Below are 21,756 nucleotides of genomic sequence, written 5' to 3'. Positions count from 1 at the left end.
AAGCGGGTGAAAATACCATAAATAGTGAACTGAGTGACTTTGATATTTTTTTAAGTTATATAGATTTAACTATGTGTAGAACTATGGTTCACCGATGCAGTTAATCAATACGGTCAAACAGCATATCAGCCGCTAAGCGACGACTGACACTTCTGCTAGGATGCGTTGGGCGATGGTTTTTGTTGCTTGCCCACCAGTCACATGCGCGGGTACGAAACGCTGACCGAGACGATGATCAGTGACCGCAGCAAACACCGCTTGGATATCTTCAGGAGTTACTTCCATATATCCCGATACATAGGCATGCGCTTGGGCAGCACGTTGTAGCGACAATACGCCACGAGGGGATAAGCCATGATACTCTTGGCTTGCACGAGTTTTTGCAACCAGTCTTTGCAAGTAATCCAATACTGTATCTGCCACATAAACCTGCCTGACACCCTGCTGAGCCAATAGTACAGCTTCAGTATCAAGCACCGTATCCAAATCTTTGAGCAGCTCGCGACGATCTTTACCTTTTAGCAGCTCACGCTCTGCGGCAGGCGATGGATAACCCAATGACAAACATAACAAGAATCTGTCTAACTGCGACTCTGGGAGCGGATAGACACCTGCTTGTTGCAATGGATTTTGGGTAGCAATGACAAAAAACGGTTGCGGCAAAGGATAAGTCTGGCCATCTTGCGTGACTTGGCGCTCTTCCATCGCTTCAAGTAGCGCACTCTGCGTTTTGGGACTGGAACGGTTGATTTCATCAGCAAGTAATAACTGAGTGAAGACAGGGCCCGGACGAAACTCAAATTGCTGTTTACTTTGGTCGTAGATGCTCATACCTAAAATATCAGCAGGCAACATATCATTGGTAAATTGCACTCGGCTAAAGCTCAAACCTAATAACTGTGCCAAGCCCTGTGCCAAAGTCGTCTTACCCATACCAGGCAAGTCCTGCAATAACAAATGACCGCCTGCCAGGATACAACTGAGTGCTAGCCTAACTGCTTGCGGCTTGTCCAATACAATCTGATTTAATTGCGCTAACAGCTGTGCAATTTTCTGCTGATTGTGTTGAAAATCAGCCGTACTAGGTATGGGCTGGCTGAGCGGATTCGCTGTTCTCTGAGAGGTAGATAATGATATATCGTTAGCTGCATGGGTCATAGTAGGTTATTGGCTCATTTTTTAGATCATAACGATGATAAGTCAGTTCACATCATCTGTAACGGTTGGTGCAGCGGCACGGAGCGTAGATAAATAAGCAATGATATCGGCACGCTCTTTCGCATCTGGCATCGGGTCAGACAGCATTTTGGAGTCTGGCATGGCTTTTTGGGCATCTGCAATATATGGATTGAGTGTCTCTGCATCCCATACCCAACCTGAATCTTCTAGCCCTTTACTGTAGGTATAGTCTTTTAACTCGGCAGCCGGCGCACCGTATATATTCATTAATTGTGGGCCTTTTTTATTCAGACCTGCATTACGTTGATGGCATTGACCGCAAGCATCTTTATAAATTATCGAACCGTTGTCCGCATCTCCGTCGGTATATAAGGGCAGAGTCACAGGAGCACGGTGGTCAGGTGGCGTTTTCTCACAAGCTGCAAGCAACAAAACAGCAGCCAAAAGACTGCTCATTTGATATTTATTAATAAGTGTCATTTTTAGCAATCTTTGGTTGAGGAATATTATCGCCATGACATAAACGATATGACATATTGGCCCTTTAACTCGCTACCTTTATTGTGCTACTAGGCTCTTCTAAATAATACCCTTGTAAATAGCGCGCGCCCACGCTCCAAGCGACCGACATCGTTGCTGCATCTTCGATATAAGGCATGAGCACATCGACTTTGATGTCATTAGTACGCGTGATAAGAGACTTGACCGTCTCTAAATTCTCTGCTGCACCAATATCTTGGATATAGCTGCGCGCCAAGCGTACCATATCAGGCTGGACAAAATTGGCAATTTCAATAGATTTGACAGAGGAGCCAAAATTATTAATACCTATTTGACAGTCGACATCGTTGAGCGCGGAAAATTGAGATTTGGCGACGGTTAAGTGATCAGAGATATCTATTTCATTGAACTGTATTGTCAATACACCAGCTGCACCGCCTACTGCTTTTATTAATTGACTGGCCACTATTGGCAGTTTTTTATCAACCAATGAAGCATTGGTTAATTGTACTAATAACTTAGCCTCAGGATGAACTTTACGGACGTCATTAATTTTCTTACAGGCATTGATAAGCACCCATCGATCAATCTTTTCTAACAGTTGATGTTTTTTAGCCACCGCCATAAATTGATCAGGGGTTAATACCGTATTGTCAGCATCTGACAATGGGAGCCGCAAATACACCTCAAAAAAGTCGCTACGATCGTTGTTGATGTCATATATTGGCTGAAATGATAGATCAAAACGGTTATTAGTAATGGCATCCACTAATGACTCAGCAAGCGCATAATCATCGCTATTGGCATGTTCGCTTGGGTCATATATACGGTACGATCCACCACTATTAGAAGTCTCTACCATGATTTGGCTGATAGCATCCATGGCGCGTTCTAATATGATGACAGGCTCTACAGGATTTTTTTCAATCTTGACAACAGCAATGCTAACTGTTGTATTGGTTGTACGTTTATCAACTTCAATAAACATATCCTTTATTGACGAACCGATATGTTTAGCAATATTTTCAAGCTCATTCGTCGTCTTGTTTTTTACTAATATCGTGAATGCAGTATCGCTGAAACGGCTTACATGCCCATCAGGTACTAGCTCAGTCAACGTGTGGGCAACTTGTTTGACCGTTGCATCTATTCCTTGTAGACCTAAACTACTTCTTATTTTTCCTACATTATCAACCTGCACATATAGCAGGGCTGCGGTTATTAGTCCTTGGGACGCCTGCTGATGTATTGCTATCATCTGATCTTCAAAACCGCGACGATTATCTAGGCCAGTTAAATTATCTTTACGTTCAGCTTCAGCTAAACGCTTAGCAACCTCCGCACTATTATTACTATTCTGCTGAATAATAATCTGAATAACTGGCTCGCCCTCTAGCGTGGCTGATGCCAATTGTAGTTTCGCTTCAAAAGTACTACCATCTGTCCGTACACTTTCAAAATTAAACTCAACGTCTCGGCGACTACCTTTATCAAACTGACGTAAAAACTGTTTAAACCCTTGGACATTGTCTCTACCTGAAATCAGGTCAATAATAGGCACGCCTACCACTTCATTCATCGATTTAAAGCCGAATAGCTGAAGATAGGGATCATTAGCAAATATATGAATACCCTCATCTATATAAGCGACCGCGCTCTTAGAGTTCTTAATCAATACATTAGCACGCTGTTCTGCTTCAGAAAGCACTTGACGTAAGGTTTTTAGCTCACGGCGACTACGCAAACTGTTATGCTGCAGGCAGATGGCCATTACGACTGGCATTTCTTGATCCATTTTGAGCGCTTTGACCATCGTGCCACTAATCACAGTCGGTAGCTCATACTCATTGTAGGCAGTCGACGCTACCTCTTCATTCATTAAACAGATCATTGGCAGATCGATATTTTGCTCTTGTACGATGCTCACCACATCTGTAAAGCTCATATTATAAGCTTTACCAAATACCAGTACATCCCACGGTTGGCGCAGGAGTTTCAATAGCTCTTCTTTATCGTCCAAAAACCCCAAATTTACACTATCATAATAAGGGCTCAATAACTGCACAAGACGTTCAGCATAGAGCTGATCATCATTGATCACCAATAAATTTAGAAGAGATTGAGAGCGCATAAGGAGCCTTTTAGTCGTACGTATTATTATCTATTATTTGTTACTTTACATCTTTGTCTAAAACTAACCTAGCACATAAAAGACGCTAGCGTTAATATTCTATGAATCCTATCAGTATAGACTGAGTTTTCACTATGATAATTATTTTATAGTTAGAGATATCATAAAAGTCAGAGTAACAATATTTATCATTATAGACAATAATTAGACCAACTGCAGATTAACTTATGCCCTTTGTCGCCTACTATATTACTGGCAACAATCTGTATAAATTCTTCGTTATAGCCTAAAACACCTGTTATGTACGGATGTCCCTAAGTGCTATAACTGAGCCACCTCATATTGACTAAACTTATCAGTCATTATCAGCCTGCGTCCTAATCGTAGGGAGGTTTGTTTATTGCCAATACGCATGATAACTCTATCATCAGTTTGAAAGTACGAAGGTGGTACGATTAGCGTGCCAGTCGTCTGTAGCTGTTCATCCTTACCGAGAATAAATGCTGGTACAAAATGGTGACTTCGCGTTTTACTGCCTTCCAAACGTAATCCACATGCCACAATTTTGTGCCCGAGTATCTGCCATTCCACTTCTGGATTTTTAGTATCGACATTGAACCAGCGTACCACCCCTATTGACCAATTAGGTTGTTCTTTATTTTCAGAGCCATAGACCAAAATCAGGCTCATGATGTGTAAGGGCTGCGGTGCTGTCATAGAAAGGTTAGGGTCAGTTTTTTCTATACTAAGTCCTTCTTTATTGAGAATGCTTTCGTCAGCAACATTCTTATTGTGTTCACCAGCTTTTGGCAATAAATGCAGTCTGCGATATGCTGAGAAACTGTCATAGTCATCAAATGTTTCAATATTTATGACACTACTGCGGCCACGCTCGCTATCAAATGTATCGTATAAAGGCCTATCTTCTTCTCGTAAATGTTTAATAGCGATCAAATTGGCAAAAGTTTTTGAATGACCTACATGGTAGTGTATATCGTTAAAATTGGTGATTAACTTTGCCTGCTGCTTGCTAGTATACTTGGTTGCCAAGGTAAGTGGCGGCTGCAAATAGCGGTAGCTGATAGTCATCGAAATAGCATTAAGCAAACTATATTCTGCTGTGCTACCTTCTTCGATAAAGGCTTTTTTACGTGACTCAAAATATTCAACTATCGGTGTCAGTTCTATAAATAGACAGTCATGACGATCTTCATAGGGGTTGATATGAGAATTGACGGTCAGATAGCTTGGTGGATTACTACTATGAAGATCAACAAAAACCTTTGTCTCGGTAGCAGGCTCCATTGTCGCGACCATGTACTTAGCCCATTCAGGTAGTAGACGCTGTACGAGTAAGATATTCGGGCGCCTCATAGCACGCAAACTTAACAAGTGATGCAAACAGATTTGGCAATATAGCTGATGAATACTGTTTGTTTGATTCGTGACAGTATGTAGATTTAAATCAATATCAGCTACTTTTCTCTGATGAGCCAGATAATACAACCGATTAACTTTAGACCACAGGTAAGCTGATGGCTTTCGATAGCACAGTGTTTCTTCTGCTAATAGTTTTTGGTACCTTAATAGTGATTGATAAATCGCAATAGCAAGCGTGCTATCAGGTTTAGTTTCAGCACCAAAAAAACGCTGCCAACCTTTGCCAGAAGATTGGTTTAAGGAGGCTTCTGACAACTGCGTCTCGCGACGTATGACATTGTCGTAAACCATGACAATTAAATAATGTAGCGATTGCATTCGATCGATATAAGACATCTGATCTTGACTAAGCGCGCCTGTCTCATAGATATAGTGCTGCCTAAAATCTGCAATCAGTCGGTCTGAGGCATCAATGACTGTTGCCATCAATTTAAGACGCTGTTGTTCATCCATATTGGATTCACGTAATACTGTCAGTAAACTCTCTAAATGCTCTGTTTGCTGTTCTTGAGTAAGCGTAGGTAGCGTTGCCAACATCTTTAACAAGTAACGCTCTTGACCATTTACTGAGCGATTAGATAGTGGGGGTAATGGCTCTGTAGAATCTAAATGCTCTTGAAACATTGATAACGTTATCATCAGTATCTTTACTCTCTATTAGTCACTCTGAAGCAATCAGTAATATGCAGCAGTACAAATACATGTATGGCATAAAAAATATTTGTGAAGCTCGACTATAGAAAAGTGATGATATCTATTTATTGTGAGCCTGAAACTAGCAGTACGCTCTGACAATACCTGCATACTGGCAGAGTCTTGTAACTAGCGTTATATGCTTTTTAATTAACTGGTATCTTGACAGTATATATTCTGTTCCAATCATATATCTATTTGTACTTATAAAAAAGCATAAATCCTAGATTTTGGTTTTTAAAGATACTATCCGCATCTTTTTTAAGAGCCACTCTTTGTTTACTAATTTTCCAAAGCTAATATAGTGCCCTATATTAGCTATTGCTGTAAATATCAATCGGCACTTTAAAAGGTCTATTCGGCAACTCTCTGACCAACTTAGGGACGAGATAGCCTGGCAATGATGCTAATAACGCCCAATAAAGCTCAATCGCTGCTTGCTCACTACTATCAAAATGTGCTGCGCCAGCCACCTTATCCAACACATGTAAATAGTATGGTAGCACGCCAGAAGCAAACAAACGCTGACTAAGCTGCACTTGCGCGTCGAGAGTCTCGTTGACACCTTTTAACAACACGGCTTGGTTTAATAGCGTAATTCCCGCTGCTCTAGCACGTTGCAAATACTCAGCGGTTGGTGTATCTAGCTCATTGGCATGATTACAATGAATGACCATGACAATATGACAGCGGCTTTGAGATAACCTCTCTAACAATGCAGCGTCCAAGCGTGCAGGTATCACCAATGGCAGACGCGTATGCAGACGAATGGTAGTAATCTGCGGAAGAGACTCCAAAGTATCTAACCATGAAAACAATCGTCGATTGGTCACATTTAGTGGATCACCACCACTCAAAACTACCTCATTGACCTCAGGATTTGCATTAATATAATTGATGATATTTTCTTTTGCATCGGCAGTTGGCATGTTGGCACTATAGTCAAAATGCTGGCGAAAGCAGTAACGGCAGTGAATAGCACACGCACCCGTAATCGTTAACAATACTCTTGACTGATATTTATGCAGCAAGCCTTTTACAGGATTTTGAGTGTTTTCGCTTAGCGGATCTGCTACGTAGCCTGTGACGTTGATTTGCTCTTGCTGATCTGGCAACACTTGTTTAAGCAAGGGATCAGCACGGTCGCCAATAGCCATTTTTGTCACAAAGCCACGCGGCACACGCAGTTCAAAATGCTTAGGTACATAAACTTCTGCACGCATTGATTCAAGCTGTAGGATACTCAATAGCTCATCAACAGATGTAATAGCTTCCGATAATTGCGTTTGCCAGTTTTTTTGTGTGATTAAATGGTTTATCATGACAGCCTATTACCTGTGCCCAAAATCCGATATTATACGCCCTTAGTGTCTAGCCTATCAAAGTATCCTCGTTAATCCGTAAATACTTGGCATAACAGAAAATTTTGGTACAGTCAGCCCTATGTCTTACTATTATATTTACAACCCCTAGGAGTTTCTTGTGGCAAGTTTTTCTACTAATGAATTTAAAGCTGGTCTAAAAGTGATGCTTGATGGCAACCCTTGTGCCATTCTTGAAAACGAGTTTGTCAAACCTGGTAAAGGTCAAGCCTTTAACCGTGTTAAGTTGCGCAATCTTCGTAGTGGCAAAGTACTGGAACAAACTTTCAAATCAGGTGACAGCCTAGAAGCTGCTGATGTGATGGACACTGAAATGAACTATCTATACAACGATGGCGAGTTTTGGCATTTTATGCATCCTGAGAGCTTTGAGCAGATTCAAGCGGACAAAAACGCAATGAGTGACTCAATCAAGTGGTTAAAAGAAAACAGCAATGCTCTATGTACCATTACGTTATTTAATGGCGCTCCTCTGTCAGTCACGCCGCCTAACTTCGTTGAGTTAGAAATCACAGAAACAGATCCTGGCGTACGCGGCGATACTTCAGGCGGTGGTGGCAAACCTGCTAAATTAGAGACAGGTGCCGTTGTACGTGTACCATTATTCGTGCAACAAGGTGAAGTGGTACGTGTTGATACGCGTACTGGCGACTACCAAACTCGCGTGAACTAATATTTTTTAATACTTGATTGATAGTAGCTATTTATTTATATCTTTATCATCAATAAAAAAGCTTAACCACCATATAGGCGGTTAAGCTTTTTTTATATTTATCGATCATGGTTAATCGAAATGTTAATCAAGGGCACTGATACTAATATTTAGCAAATCACTCTTCTTCTAATGATTGCTTCTGTATTAACCAATACTGTACCAAGGCATTCAACTGCTCTTGCTTAAAAGGTTTGGTGCAATAGTCCTGCATACCAACTTTTAGGTATTTCTCACGCTCGCCGTCCATTGCATTGGCAGTCAGGGCAATAATAGGCGGCAACGCTTGAGGATCATATAATTCATGCAGTTTAATAGTTGCCTGTACACCGTCCATAATCGGCATATGATGATCCATCAATATCACATCATAACGGTCAGGGAATAAAGCAAAAGCCTCAATTGCTTGCTGGCCATCTGTAACATGAGTCACGGTATGACCACTGCTAGTTAGTGATTTTTTGGCTATAATCGCATTGACAGCATCATCTTCGACCAACAAGATATGGCCAGACCGCTCATGCGTAGGTTCAATCATGGTCGTATCGTTAGAGTCTTGCCATGTCTCATACTTGTCTTCATCAATAGTAGTCAACGGTAATAAGACACTAAATGTCGTACCGACTCCTACTTCACTATTTACGTAAATGTGACCACCCATCAAATCGACTAGAGACTTACAAACAGACAGTCCAAGTCCAGTACCACCGTAAATACGATGGGTAAATTTATTCGCTTGGTCATAAGCGTCAAATATCGCCTCTAACGACTCTTCTTTAATACCAACACCCGTATCTCTCACTTCTATACACAAAGTCATGTTCTGACCAGTTTCATCGCATTCTATTTTGCTTGCTTCTTTTTCTTGACTCGTACTCACGAATTTTTCATCAATGTTATCTGGACAATAGCAATTGTCCATATGTTTAACATCGATGCTTACCTGACCACCTTCACGCGTGAACTTAATCGCATTATTGACCAAGTTTGCAATAATCTGCTTTAGACGTACAGGATCGCCGTTTACATAAGGTGATAGTGTTTCAGTATAATGATAATCTAAGGTTACACCTCTTTGACGTGCCTTTATTGCAAACAAACTGACGACTTCATTGCATAAGCTAGATAAATTCAATGGAATAGAATCAATCGTCATTTTTCCAGACTCAACTTTCGATAAGTCCAAAATGCCATTAATGATAACCATCAAATGCTCATTGGAGACTTTAATGCTATCAACATACTCACGCTGTTCGCTACTGAGTTGGGTATTGCCTAACATCTCTACCATACCGATAATACCATTCATCGGTGTACGAATCTCATGACTCATATTGGCCAAAAAGCTCGATTTCATCTCATTAGCACGCTTAGCATCACGCTGTTTATCTTGTAGCTTCAACGCATCTGCCGCCATCATTGCAAACTGCGCCAATATCTTTTCTTGTTGACTGCTAAAACTCTGATGTGGCTCAGTATCCATAAGGCATAAGGTGCCTAGACGATACCTTTTGTTGTCTTCATTCAAAATAATAGGTGCACCAACATAAAATCGTAAATATGGAGCACCTGTGACCATGGGACTTTGGCTAAAACGGCTATCCTTAAAGGTGTCTAACACGATTAATACATCATCAGACAGTATCGTATAATTACAAAAAGCTGTGTTACGTGGTCCTTTGCTTACAGCCTTATCTTCACTACCGAATTGGCAGGCTGGCTTTAAATATTGAGTTTCCTCATCCATAAAAGTAATGGTGACTACAGGCACATCAAAAAACAGCTTTACGAGTTCAACAAGCCGATCAAACGCAGGCTCCTCATCTTCATTGAGTACCTGATATTTCTTTAGCTTGTTGATACGCTCTATTTCATCTACCGCGACAGGGTAGCTCTGCTGAGGTAAGTTAGATATAGACAAGGTAAACTCCGTTAAATAATATCAGACGTATTAGTTACGACTCGTCTGTCTTATTAATAATTGTAATGCTTCACTCACCATAATCATCGCCACCACTGACGTAACGACCACTGCTGAGCCATAACCACCACACTGCAGACCACCTGTCTGACAGCTCTTATCTACAATTGGCGGCTCTGTTGAATAGACACATTTGATACCAAATTTTTCTTTTAAAGCACTATTAATGCCTTTCTCGTGGCGTAACTTGTTGCGTAACTTTGCAAGTAGTGGGTCTTGATAACAGTCACGCAAATCACTTATTCTAATCTGACTTGGATCTATCTTACCACCTGCACCGCCCGCACAAACCAACTTCAGTTTATTAAATCGGCAGTGTAAAGCGATTGCTAGTTTCGCATTCATATCGTCTACACAGTCTAAAATAACAATCGGTCTACCCTGAGCAGTAGCGGATTTGACCGCTTCACGACTTGGCAGAAGTGTGGCGACATTATCTACTGTCAAAAAGTCATCGACTAAATTCAAGGTTACTGTAGGATTAATTTCTCTAATACGGGCTGCCATTGCGTCAATCTTACTTTGACCAAATGTACTGTCTAATGCAGGCAATTGCCGATTGACATTAGACGCAACCAATACATCCAAATCAATCAGCGTAATCGTTCCCACTGCTGTCCGAGCTAGCGCCTCTGCTGCCCAAGAGCCCACCCCTCCTACACCAATAATGTAGACATGAGCTGCCGAAAAAGTATCAACCGCAGAGGTACCATATAGTGTCCGTGTACCTTGAAAACGACGATCGTACTGCTCATCTTGTTGGCGCGATTCGTCTTGTGCAAGACTGTCTTCGACGGATTCTGGTTGTTCAAATTGTCGCGTGTCACTCATAACAGATCAAATTCTCTTTTCAAATATTTTGGTTGTCACTTATTTGGCTAGTACTTTTTAGCTTCTAATTACCGCTATGTTTTTCTTATAAATAGTATAGTTACGTTGAATAAGCCCAGTCTACTTTCAGAGCATCACAGCTATTTTGCCATAACTGCTTAGCAAGTTTATCATGTGGTATTTCTAATAGCTCACTCAAGCTTGCTAATACCCATGGCAGATTGGCTGGTACATTCCTATTATGTGAATGGGTGTCATCCGTTGTCTGACACATAATAGGTGTCATATCTGGACAATCCGTCTCAATGACCAAGCATTCGATACCATGACTCTCAACTGCTACTTGAATAGCACGGCGCAGTTTTTTGGCATTTGGGTTGGTAATCTGACCCGTAACACCAAGCTTAAACCCCAATTTTACAAAAGCCTTCGCCTCTTGTTCACCACCGCTAAAACTGTGGGCAATACCACCTAATTTATGCGCATCGTATTTATGCGCTTTTAATATTGCAAGTGCTTCAGCATGCGCTTTACGAATATGCAGCATCACTGGCAGTCGATGGGCCACTGCTATATCCAACTGCGCCGCAAAGAACCTTTTTTGTTTAGCAAATACATCAGGCTGCTTCATTGTATTGGTAAAGGTATCTAATCCAATCTCACCAATAGCTAATGGACGACGACCCATCACCATTTGTTCAAGTTGTATCAAATGATCATCGGTATGCTGCTCAATATAAAAAGGATGTAAACCGAGCGCGATATAGGCTGCGACATCGCACTTATCTTTATTATTCATCTTTGTCACAGACGATGGCGACATGTCATTGATGAAATCTTGAGTATCATACATTCGATCAAAATACTCATATAGATAACCTACTAGCACTAAATGATGGATACCTTGACTATAAGCCTGCTCTACCTGCTGCCTTCGGTCAGTATCGAATACTGGAGCATCAAAATGTGTATGCGTATCTATAAGAGGATAGACATTCTTTAAAACTTCTCTAGCATCTGTTCTCTCAGCCATAGTCGCTGATTCGTTGCCACACATTAATCAACTCCAAAACTAACTTTTTAAAACATAAAACTAAGTAATAAATGCTGAGCAATTCTTCCTATATAAGTGCTTGTATATATAAAAAGTGACTATAAACGCATTTTTAATCTTCTATTTTTTAATTACTAGCTTCTATTTACTAGCTGCATTCTCACGAGCATCGTCAATATCAATATTTTCAGTTACAGTATCATGGCTATTTACTGCCTTTATATCAGCCTTTCGACTACTACGCCTAGGGATGAGCAATAGCGCAGTTGCAGCCACACTCAGTAAAAGCCACTTTTTTGTATTCTTATAATCTGTCATCTTAGTTTCTGATTTACTGTGGTGAAAAGTAAGATACGTAACTCATTATTTTATTAGTAACTAATATACCTAAATATGAAAGTGGCTATGTTTATCTGTGTTATGAATACGCAAGCTAATGTACGATGTAACTAGTATCTATTACATCGTACATTAATTTATGCCAATTGAATCACATTAACCGTTATATATAGAGCTAATATTTTAACGATTAAGAGGATAGGTCGTGATACCACTATTAGGACTATCTACTCTCGTAAAACCTTGCGAAGTAGATTTTGGCGCTTGATCACGTTTAGGGATAAGGGGATTTAGCGGCATGAGCTCGTAATCCGCACTGACATTACCATTCCAACCTTCAGTGCCGCTCAATGGTAATTGCTTAATCGTACCGTTTTTATCAATGACCAGCTGCAACACTCGCATTTGATTGAATTTGCGTTCAGTCACACTCGCTACCGCCCCGCCATCACGTAAAATAGTCGGCTGTAAAAAGATAATCAAATTGCTCTTTTGGGTGCTGTCATTGTCAGAACGAAAGAGTCTACCGATGACTGGAACATTACCCAGTCCAGGAACTTTCTGTTGACGTGTGGTGGTGTTGTCACGCATCAGGCCGCCCAAGGCAATCGTCTGCTGATCATCCGCTAGAATGGTCGTATTAATAAGGCTTTTATTGGTAATTAGCCCACTGGCATTCCCCGTACTACCTGGTACCACTGACGAGACTTCTTGTGATACCTCTAAACGTACTGTGCCATTGTCACCAATATGGGGAATAACATTCAGATTAATACCAATGTCTTGGCGATCAATTGTCTGAAATGGGTTGTTTGAATTATTGCCACTAGTGGTAAAAGAACCTGTGACAAAAGGTACGTTTTGACCAACTAAGATACTGGCTTTTTCATTATCCAATGTCAAAATCGATGGCATGGATAGCAAGTTGGCACTGGTAGATGAGTCAAGCGCCTGTAGAATAGCGCCATAAAACTCTGTATTGCCCTGACTGTCTTTGCGACTATCTCCAATGCCTATCAGTGCACCCGCGATAGAGCTGGCAGCAGCACTAATACCTGCCGTACTCGTCCCTGCCAAAGCCGCCGCCGCAAGTGTCGTCGCGCTGGCTCCCACATTATTAAAATTGACCACTCCATAGCCACTATTGGCGTTACCTAACGCCCATTGAACGCCTAGCTGGGTGGCATCATCGCCTGACACTTCAACAATAGCCGCTTGAATCAATACTTGGGCACGGCGACTGTCTAATTGGTTGACCGCATCTTCAATCTCAAACATTAGCTCAGGTGCGGCATTGACGATAACGGCATTTTGAGTTTCATCAGCGATAATACTAAACGGACGACCGCCCACTCCTGTGCTTGTTCCGCTTGTGCTGCTAGTCGACACAGCGGCCGCACTGCTACTACCAAGGCTATCACTGGCTGCATTATTAATTGCGGCGCCTGTGCTACTTACATCATTTAGTGAGGCTGATTCTAATGTCGAGGTCGCGCCAGCACTATTAATAGATTGATTAGCAAGTAAGCCGCGTAACATATCGGCGATATGACCCGCACTAGCGTACTTTAATCGAAAGACACGTAGACCACTTAAACGTCTGGTCGGCGTGGTATCCAATTGATTGACCATTTCTTGGACTTTAGCAATCATTTCAGGACTGCCTTTGACTAGCAGTCTATCGCTTGACGTATCAGCAATCACCTTTAGCTGATTGTTACCACCTTGAGCTTGTCCACTACCCGCACTTGAGACTAAAGCGCTAATCAATTCCATCATACGTTCGGCATCGACGTGGCGTAGTGGTATCACTTGCAAGCTGTCATTCACATTGCTGTCTAAATCACGGATAAGGGCTGTCAGTTGGTTAAGGCTGTCTGCTCTATCGGACAATACTAGCGCGTTGACACCAGGTACAGCGGCCGCGTGAGCCGACTGCGGCATCAATGGGCGAATAACTCCTAATACTTCTGCAGCTTGGGTGTTGGTCAAATAAATAACTCGAGTGGCGAGCGATTCGCCAACACTATCACCGCGTAAATCAACCGCCACACCAGATTGCTTAGCAATATTATCTGGCACCAGTTTTGTCGTCGTTCCCGATTCAATCGCAGCGATACCATTCACTTGCATCACGCTCAGAAATAACTGATAAATCTCATCACGGGACAGGGCTTTATTGGAGATGACTGTAACATTGCCATTGATACGTGGATCAAGCACAAAGTTTTGATCTGTAATGGTCGCAACTTCATTGATAAAGGCTTTGATATCAGCATCTTGTAAATTGACTTTCCAGCTCTCAGCATTGGCAAGACCAACACCAGCAGCCCATAAAGGTACTGCTAGACAAAGTGGACGACACAGGCGCATCAAACGCTGCAGGCTACGGTACAAAGGCGTGGCTGAAAAATTCTGAAAACTTACCATATTGATGATTACCTACAGTGATATTGCTTACTATGTGCTGAGTTTTTAAAGAGCAATTTTGCTAAAAACCTACCTTGCTAGAACTGCTGGCGAATCGTAATAACTTGCTCACCACGTTGAACCTCTATCTGCGCTTCACCTGCTTGCTGTACTTGCTGAAGTACACCAGCATCTTGCGCAGGGTTATTACCTACACTTTGTCCGTTGACGGTCAGTACCTTATCGCCTGGCTCAAGCCCTAAACGATTACGTAGGCCAGCAGGCATCGCCGCTGTGACTTGGTAGCTTTCACCTGATGCCATCACCCCCATTCTACTTAAATAGCTGGCAGGGTTTTCTTGCAAGGCCGTAACCGCTTCTTCGATAGCTGATTGAGGACTACTTGGAGTGTCTGCGCCAGTTGTCCCTTCTACCTCAGGAACAGCGTTTTGTACTGGCTGGGGCGCTGTAGGCAACATGCTATTGTTTGGCAAACGCTGATTGGTTATTCCGCTTGCTAGCATATCACTTTGGTCTAATGGCATCGCATCTGGCATTTTAATAACGGTTTCTTTATCGTTAGCATCAGCGATGATAACTGAATTCCAGTCAACAGCCACGAGCGTATAATCGCTGTCTTTTAGCTCATCACCGATGCGGTAATTTTTGACTTCCCCATTGACATTCAATAAGGCGGAAGACATGCTCTCAGGTATGGCTAGTAGTACGCCTTTGAGCTCAATGTTGGGAGGTGGTTGTACGGCTGCAGTAATAGGATCGGGATCAGCAAAGATTGCAAACAAGCCACTATAATCATTGGTGGATTTGGCACTATTTTGTAGAGGCGTTAAAGGCAATGTAGGCGCTAAAGGTGCTGCTAGTAATAACCATAAGAGACGGGCGGCTGTCCAACATAGCCAAGCAATGGCTAACAATAATAGCCAACCTGAAAAACGATTGAGAGTATTGATAACAGGTTTTAGGCTTGCGGCGATATTAAACATTTAGTTCGCCCCCAAACCAGTTAGCAATGGCTGGCGCACACTGACAACTGGCGTATCTTGAGGGGCTTGTCCTTTATACTCAGGCATGTTCTCTAGCAAACGCTGCGTCAAACTAACATCGAGCATATTATCGCTATCGAGATACAGATCTCCCAAACGCTTATCTTGATTATTCAATAAATTAATATGCAGCAAATCTCTATCGTTTTTTTGCTCTGTACTAAGCTCGGCTCTTAGAGCGGGCATCGTAATATAAAAAACTTTGCCACCACTAGGATAGCCTACCTCACCACCAACCCAAGTCAATTGACCATCCGCTGCACTAAATCCGCCAGCGTCTTTAGCAGGCTCACTACTAGATGCGTCACTTTTACCAGACTGGCGCGTTAGCGATACATTATTTACTTGAATAGGGGTATTTGGCAGCTGCCAGTTGACCATACTCGCTAGCGTCTCAGGTGCAATTTTTCCACTCATGTTGTCAATTTGCCATGAGTTTAGCCCAAGTTTAACTTGCCCATTCAGGCGTGTCTGTGCTGAGTGAATGTTGACGTCCGCACCTAGCTTACCTATGAGTAACTGCCAAGGCTGCCATGACCATTCCGCCATACCTGTGAGCGAAGACGATGACATAGGCAATTGCCAAATAGCAGCACCTTGCCATACATTGCCGGATACATGCTGAACATAAGGCGTATCTGGCGCATATTTCTCAAGTAACCATGCTGCTGGCATTTGCAAAACAGCAAACAGCGCAAACAACACAAACCCAACTAGCCACCAGAGCTTACGGGGACGTTTATGAGAAAACTCAGATACTTGGGCCACAGTCGTACAACTCTTATATAAGACAAAAACGTCATTATCATAACAAACAATGGCATATAGATGACAGAAAAAAAGCCAGTATCTTTTTGCCAAAATACTGGCAGTAAAGATACTGGCTTTTATTTTCTCGAAAGCAGCTATGTCTGTCGCTAAATGGTTGTAAATACACCATTATAAATAGCAACTTCAAACTGGTTTACAGAAAGTAACTTTATAAGAAAACAGCTAATTAAATAGCAAAATCTTCGATATCACGACCTGCTGCTAGAGCTTCAACTAACCACGTTGGCTTACGACCACGGCCAGTCCAAGTTTCACTATGATCATCAGTATTACGATATTTAATACTGCGTTTTTTCTCTAACTTTTCACCAGCTTTCAGTATCTCTTCGATCGTTGCATTGCTATCTTCTGCAATCTGCTCGAACTGCATATAGGCATCATACAAACGTTGATGTTGTTTTTTGGCGATAAGTTGTTGAGCGTTTTCAGTGATAGCACGTAACTCATCTACGTTCAAATTTTCTAAATCGATTGCGTTATTTTTGCTCATAATAAATCCAACTATAAAATAAGAGTGTGGCCTCTATTGAGGTATTATTTTTCGTGAAAACATGCGGAGAACAAATCGTTCATTAGCCATTAAATCTATGTATAAAATACAATTAACTCTGAAGAATATTTAATTTCTAATAACAACCCGAACAACCCATTATAAATAGAAGATATATAGCGATAGATACTCATTATATCTACTTTAAATAAAATTAGTTTTAGATAAATCTAAACACACAAGTCATCATTCTTTATATATTGCTATATATAGCTTTGAAAGTATTTTCTAATAATAAAACAAAGCTTTGACATTTTAACTATTGCGAAAGTTCCATAGTAATATTTCAACAAAAATCTACTGTTAAAATAATAGAGTAGTATCTCTATGCACTATACTCTCAAATACTGCTAATCTTAAGGGTAGTCTTGCATTAACTCACTATGTCGTTCCTATAGTGCTTTCTGAAGAAGTTAACCATTTCATATAAAGACCTATTATCTAAATAGCTTTCGATTTATTTTATTTAAAAACGATCAATATATATTAACTATACGCCATATAAAGTTAGTATAGCAATTTTTAAAACCAAACGTCACTAATCATAATTATTTTTTGGTACAAACGGTCAATATAGAGTATAGAAGGTAGTAAGCATATTAACTAATGTAAAAATCAATAGCATTAAACCAATACTAAATAAACTTAAGTTTAACAATTTAAATATTAAGAGCTTACGAAATAAATTAAAAACTTCTTTAATAAAAAATTAGTTTAGCTACGTTAAAAAGCATCAACTGAATTATATTTTTGGATATAGCTAATCCTCTATAAAAGAGCTACAGCGTTAACCTCGCTTAAAGTATGACATATACATCTGCACTCAGTTGCCTTAGATCTTTTTTAAATTGAATCAACTATAGCAAGCATTAAAAAAGCCCCATTAACACGGGGCTCTGACGCACAAACATTACACTTTCTTTCTTATCATCCTCAGAACGGAATGTCATCATCTACAGGGCCATCTGGCATTGCTGTAGGCTTAGATTGTGCAGGTTTCTGTGCTGGCTGATTGAACTGATTTTGCTGAGCAGGCACTTGATTGTTAAAGCTATTCTGACCACCTTGAGCCGCTGGTTGATTGTAGCCACCTTGATGTGCCATTTGATTATTTGCTTGCTGACCAAAGTTGTTCTGGTTGTTTTGGCCACCTTGATTATTATAGCTGCCACTCTGACCTTGGTTTTGACCACCAAAGCTATCTCCACCTTGACCACCGCCAGTTTGACCATCAAGCATTTGCATTTGTTCAGCACGAATCTCAGTAATATAACGGTCTTGACCACTTTGGTCTTGGTATTTACGTGTACGTAAACTACCTTCGATATAGACTTTGCTGCCTTTGCGCAGGTATTGCGCTGCGATTTCACCTAGACGGTTAAAAAGTGCGATACGATGCCACTCTGTCGCTTCTCTTTTTTCGCCGCTTTGTTTGTCTGTCCACTGCTCTGATGTCGCAACCGAGATATTGGTTACGCTACCGCCATTGCTGAATTGGCGTGCCTCAGGATCTGCTCCGAGGTTACCGATGATGATAACTTTATTGACTCCGCGCATGATACCGTCCTTTTACTTATGAATAATTTAATAAATTGTTTTAATCGTTATCTGATAGCGTCATTTGATACTATCAATTGTATAATTTTACTTTAACCAATTTCTATCGAAATATCTATAGGCTACCTATGGTGCACGTCAGTCTATGTCGCTTAGATACTCTATCTTGATATACTAATCAATATTGTAGAGTCCAATAAATAATAGGTAATAGATAAATATGCTGCTATTTTGCCATTTTAAACTATTAAAGAACACCATCTACCTTTATCGATATTGCATAGCACCTAACTTATTATCAAGTAATTTATAGATTTCTAGTTAGCATCAGAAGGCTTACGATGCATGCTCAATGTCACGCTACCCAGCTCTACGCCAAATTTTTTCATCACTGAGCGATTGAGCATGACATCCTCATTGATAAGATACATCCAATCATCGAACGTTACTTTGTAGGTTTTGTCCTCGACAGGTAACTCTAATAAGTAATTCCAGTGCAACGTATTGCCAACCACTTGCCCTGTTGCCTCGCCAATGACATCACCTGCCACACCTTTCCAGCTGCCATCTGTCTGCTCAGTCAGACGCCATATACGCTGTGATTTCGTGCCATCTGCCCACGAGAATTTCTCGTTTAGGACAATGACATCATCTCCCTCATGGGTTGCATCAATATCGACATAAAAGCGCTTCTTGACTTCACCATTTCGACCTTGGAACATACCCCAACCATCGATTTGTCCCGAAAAAAACTCATGCATGTCGAGCGTTGGTGTGGTGTTCTGATACGCCTGAATATTTTGCGTAGCGCAACCAGAGGTCAGCAGCATGGCTGATAAACCAAGACCTACTGTTAACTTAGCTATTGAGCGATGCGCCTTCTTTTTACCCTCAATGATACTACCAGACAGCATCTTAAATTTACTCATATTAATTCCTTTTAAATAGAGATAAATAGTTAGTTTCTATTGATTGATATTGGTGGTTTATGAGATTGCTGTCTGTGCAATTTTTGCTATTTGGCTTTGTTTCTATATAAAAACATAAGCCTAAAGCTGTTATATATCGTATTAAATATCTAGCGGACTTTGCGCCAAACTCGATAGCTGCTGACGTGAATCATCCGTCAACTGTGTCTTATCTAACTTCAAATAAGCGACTTGCTCTTTTGCCATGACGACCAACTCATCAACACCATCTACTGCCAGCATTTGTCGTGACCAGTCTTGGATATTGATGTCTTTGGGAATAGTAACCGTCGTGCTCGATAGATAAGGTGGCTGAGAAATGGGAATAATAATAAGCAGTGCGGCACCCATAATAATAGCCAGTATGCCCCACGCCAACAAATTAGGCTGGCTTAATAACAGACCACCCATTGCCCCGCCTACAAATGCACCAAAGAACTGACTAGAAGAGTTAAGCCCCATCGCGGTCGCTTTATTGGCGACTGGTGCACGCTTAGATATCCATGAGGGAATCGTCGCCTCAAGCAGGTTAAAGCCCATAAAGTACAGCAGCAAACCAAATATAATACCAACACCGACCTGACTACCAAGCGCGAGTATTGCTAAAGCGGCGGTCATTAATGCAATCGCACCCAAAAAAACCTGACGCATTTTGCGTTTCTTTTCAGCGATGATAATAAACGGTATCGCGATGGCGAAGCCAATAAACAATAGCGGCAAATACACCATGCCTTGCTGACGTACTGACAAGCCAAGTACGTCACTAAGCTGGTGCGGCAATATCACAAATATCGCCGTCATCGTTAGATGTAGCGCAAAGATACCGATATGTAAGCGGTTAAGATCGCCAACCTTAAGGACAGTGGCTAACTGTTGACCGATGGTTTTGTTATCCAGATTATGCTTGAGCACGCGCATAGGCGTCGGTACTACCACTAATAGCAGCATCGCCAATATAGCAAATCCTGAAGTTAGCCAAAACAGCCCAGAGATACCGAGCGATCCGACTAATAATGGCCCAAAAGCGAAGGCGAGCATGATAGAGGTCGCAATCGTCAGACCCATCGTGGCCATCGCTTTGGTACGCATCTCTTCACGAGTCACATCAGCCAATAGTGCCATAAGCACAGCAGAGACCGCACCACTACCCGCCAGCGCCCGACCAATGATCACTTCGTAAATATCTGTCGCATTTGCCGCAATCATGCCGCCGACAGCGAATAGTATCAATCCCAAAAAGATAATAGGCTTACGCGGGAATTTATCAGCAGCCAAACTCATCGGTATCTGAAAGATGGCCTGCCCTAAGCCATAAATACCAACGGCCAAACCAATCAAAAACGGCGTCGCGTGTGCATAATTATCACCATAGACAGAAAATACTGGCACAATCATAAACAAGCCAATCATACGTAAGGCAAAGATGCCACCGACTCCGAGGATTGCCCGTTTCTCTACGCTATTCATACTTGCCTCACTGGTTGATCATTGCTGGTTGCTCATTGCTATCTTTCACGACTAACACTGTGCCATACCATGATTTATCACTACTGGTTTATCAAGGCATTGGCCTATAAATCAAGCCCCCTAGTATAAGACATTCGCCGTTTGGTTGCCGAGACTTTTGTCTTACTGATGCAGTAACGTATGCGCCCTCAACCCAAGCCATTCATATTACGAGATTATTTTGTTACCAACTGCGTCAGATGCGCAATCACACCTTGAATAATGCGGTCGCCATAACAATAAAGTAAGGCGTTGTAAACATTATTAGTCATTAGCTCGAACGACAGTTCAAACGACAAACTCCTCTACAAAATGACATTTTTGGTCAAAACCATAACAAACGATGCCTGTTACTTAACAGGGATTTGATTTAGATTTGCTTAGTCGAACAGACATCAATCGCATCAAAGACTGCAAAATAAGCAAACAGTAAATTGGCATGTATAGCCCTTACTTTACGAACGTACGAACACTTTATAAAAGCACTATTTATAATCATATTTTTTATAACAGAGCTATTTATAACAACATTATAAATTTAGAAATCATTCGCGTTTTTAACCAATAATTTTACTGATCTGTATTTACCTTTTCATTTGAGATATTTCCCAATACTCTTTTAGCAAAT

17 protein-coding genes are annotated in these 21,756 nt (G+C 41.3%); 1 reads left to right on the top strand and 16 read right to left on the bottom strand.

The features are described 5' to 3' along the window. Positions 1-132: 132 nt before the first annotated feature. The 5 genes from ACI2IW_RS09210 to epmB form a co-directional block, all read right to left on the bottom strand. Entirely contained in the window at positions 133-1,158 is a 1,026-nt protein-coding gene (locus tag ACI2IW_RS09210; RefSeq protein ID WP_404693453.1) for an AAA family ATPase, read from the bottom strand. Between the two features lie 42 nt (positions 1,159-1,200). Further along, positions 1,201-1,659 (bottom strand): c-type cytochrome, encoded by a 459-nt coding sequence (locus ACI2IW_RS09205; RefSeq protein ID WP_404693452.1) that lies wholly within the window; start codon positions 1,657-1,659, stop codon positions 1,201-1,203. A gap of 64 nt (positions 1,660-1,723) precedes the next feature. Beyond that, positions 1,724-3,811 (bottom strand): EAL domain-containing protein, encoded by a 2,088-nt coding sequence (locus tag ACI2IW_RS09200; RefSeq protein WP_404693451.1) that lies wholly within the window; start codon positions 3,809-3,811, stop codon positions 1,724-1,726. Positions 3,812-4,132: 321 nt separating this feature from the next. Then, positions 4,133-5,890 (bottom strand): hypothetical protein, encoded by a 1,758-nt coding sequence (locus ACI2IW_RS09195; protein ID WP_404693450.1) that lies wholly within the window; start codon positions 5,888-5,890, stop codon positions 4,133-4,135. Between the two features lie 368 nt (positions 5,891-6,258). After that, on the bottom strand, positions 6,259-7,266 hold the full coding sequence (gene epmB / locus ACI2IW_RS09190; protein ID WP_404693449.1) for an EF-P beta-lysylation protein EpmB: 1,008 nt from the start codon (positions 7,264-7,266) through the stop codon (positions 6,259-6,261). A 160-nt stretch (positions 7,267-7,426) separates the two neighbouring features. On the opposite strand from epmB, the gene efp reads away from it, so the two are divergent. Then, positions 7,427-7,999, top strand: coding sequence for an elongation factor P (gene efp, locus ACI2IW_RS09185; RefSeq protein ID WP_057761310.1), 573 nt, complete (start codon positions 7,427-7,429; stop codon positions 7,997-7,999). A gap of 157 nt (positions 8,000-8,156) precedes the next feature. Here efp and ACI2IW_RS09180 read toward each other — a convergent pair whose 3' ends face one another. From ACI2IW_RS09180 to ACI2IW_RS09130, 11 genes are all read right to left on the bottom strand, one after another. Further along, on the bottom strand, positions 8,157-9,959 hold the full coding sequence (locus ACI2IW_RS09180) for an ATP-binding protein (RefSeq protein WP_404693448.1): 1,803 nt from the start codon (positions 9,957-9,959) through the stop codon (positions 8,157-8,159). Between the two features lie 30 nt (positions 9,960-9,989). Further along, positions 9,990-10,850 (bottom strand): ThiF family adenylyltransferase, encoded by an 861-nt coding sequence (locus ACI2IW_RS09175; protein ID WP_404693447.1) that lies wholly within the window; start codon positions 10,848-10,850, stop codon positions 9,990-9,992. Between the two features lie 100 nt (positions 10,851-10,950). Next, positions 10,951-11,883, bottom strand: coding sequence for a TatD family hydrolase (locus ACI2IW_RS09170; RefSeq protein ID WP_404693531.1), 933 nt, complete (start codon positions 11,881-11,883; stop codon positions 10,951-10,953). A gap of 162 nt (positions 11,884-12,045) precedes the next feature. Beyond that, positions 12,046-12,222: a hypothetical protein gene (locus ACI2IW_RS09165; RefSeq protein WP_404693446.1), complete on the bottom strand. Its 177-nt coding sequence runs from the start codon at positions 12,220-12,222 to the stop codon at positions 12,046-12,048. 204 nt (positions 12,223-12,426) lie between these two features. After that, positions 12,427-14,673: a type II secretion system secretin GspD gene (gene gspD, locus ACI2IW_RS09160; RefSeq protein WP_101204387.1), complete on the bottom strand. Its 2,247-nt coding sequence runs from the start codon at positions 14,671-14,673 to the stop codon at positions 12,427-12,429. A gap of 77 nt (positions 14,674-14,750) precedes the next feature. After that, positions 14,751-15,656, bottom strand: a complete 906-nt coding sequence (locus tag ACI2IW_RS09155; RefSeq protein ID WP_404693445.1) for a type II secretion system protein N — start codon at positions 15,654-15,656, stop codon at positions 14,751-14,753. Further along, positions 15,657-16,484: a type II secretion system protein N gene (gene gspN / locus ACI2IW_RS09150; RefSeq protein WP_404693444.1), complete on the bottom strand. Its 828-nt coding sequence runs from the start codon at positions 16,482-16,484 to the stop codon at positions 15,657-15,659. It abuts the gene before it with no gap. Between the two features lie 229 nt (positions 16,485-16,713). Further along, entirely contained in the window at positions 16,714-17,037 is a 324-nt protein-coding gene (locus tag ACI2IW_RS09145) for an H-NS family nucleoid-associated regulatory protein (protein ID WP_101204384.1), read from the bottom strand. A gap of 993 nt (positions 17,038-18,030) precedes the next feature. Further along, positions 18,031-18,654 carry a single-stranded DNA-binding protein gene (gene ssb, locus ACI2IW_RS09140; RefSeq protein WP_404693443.1) on the bottom strand — a complete coding sequence of 208 codons (624 nt, stop codon included), beginning with the start codon at positions 18,652-18,654 and terminating at the stop codon, positions 18,031-18,033. 317 nt (positions 18,655-18,971) lie between these two features. Next, entirely contained in the window at positions 18,972-19,583 is a 612-nt protein-coding gene (locus tag ACI2IW_RS09135) for a DUF3833 domain-containing protein (protein ID WP_404693442.1), read from the bottom strand. Positions 19,584-19,724: 141 nt separating this feature from the next. Then, positions 19,725-21,089: an MFS transporter gene (locus ACI2IW_RS09130; protein WP_404693441.1), complete on the bottom strand. Its 1,365-nt coding sequence runs from the start codon at positions 21,087-21,089 to the stop codon at positions 19,725-19,727. Positions 21,090-21,756: the final 667 nt, after the last annotated feature.

Source organism: Psychrobacter sp. NPDC078501, from assembly GCF_044900935.1.
Classification (GTDB): domain Bacteria; phylum Pseudomonadota; class Gammaproteobacteria; order Pseudomonadales; family Moraxellaceae; genus Psychrobacter.
The sequence above is the reverse complement of the archived record's forward strand: the minus strand, read 5'-3'. Positions and strand labels throughout refer to the sequence as shown.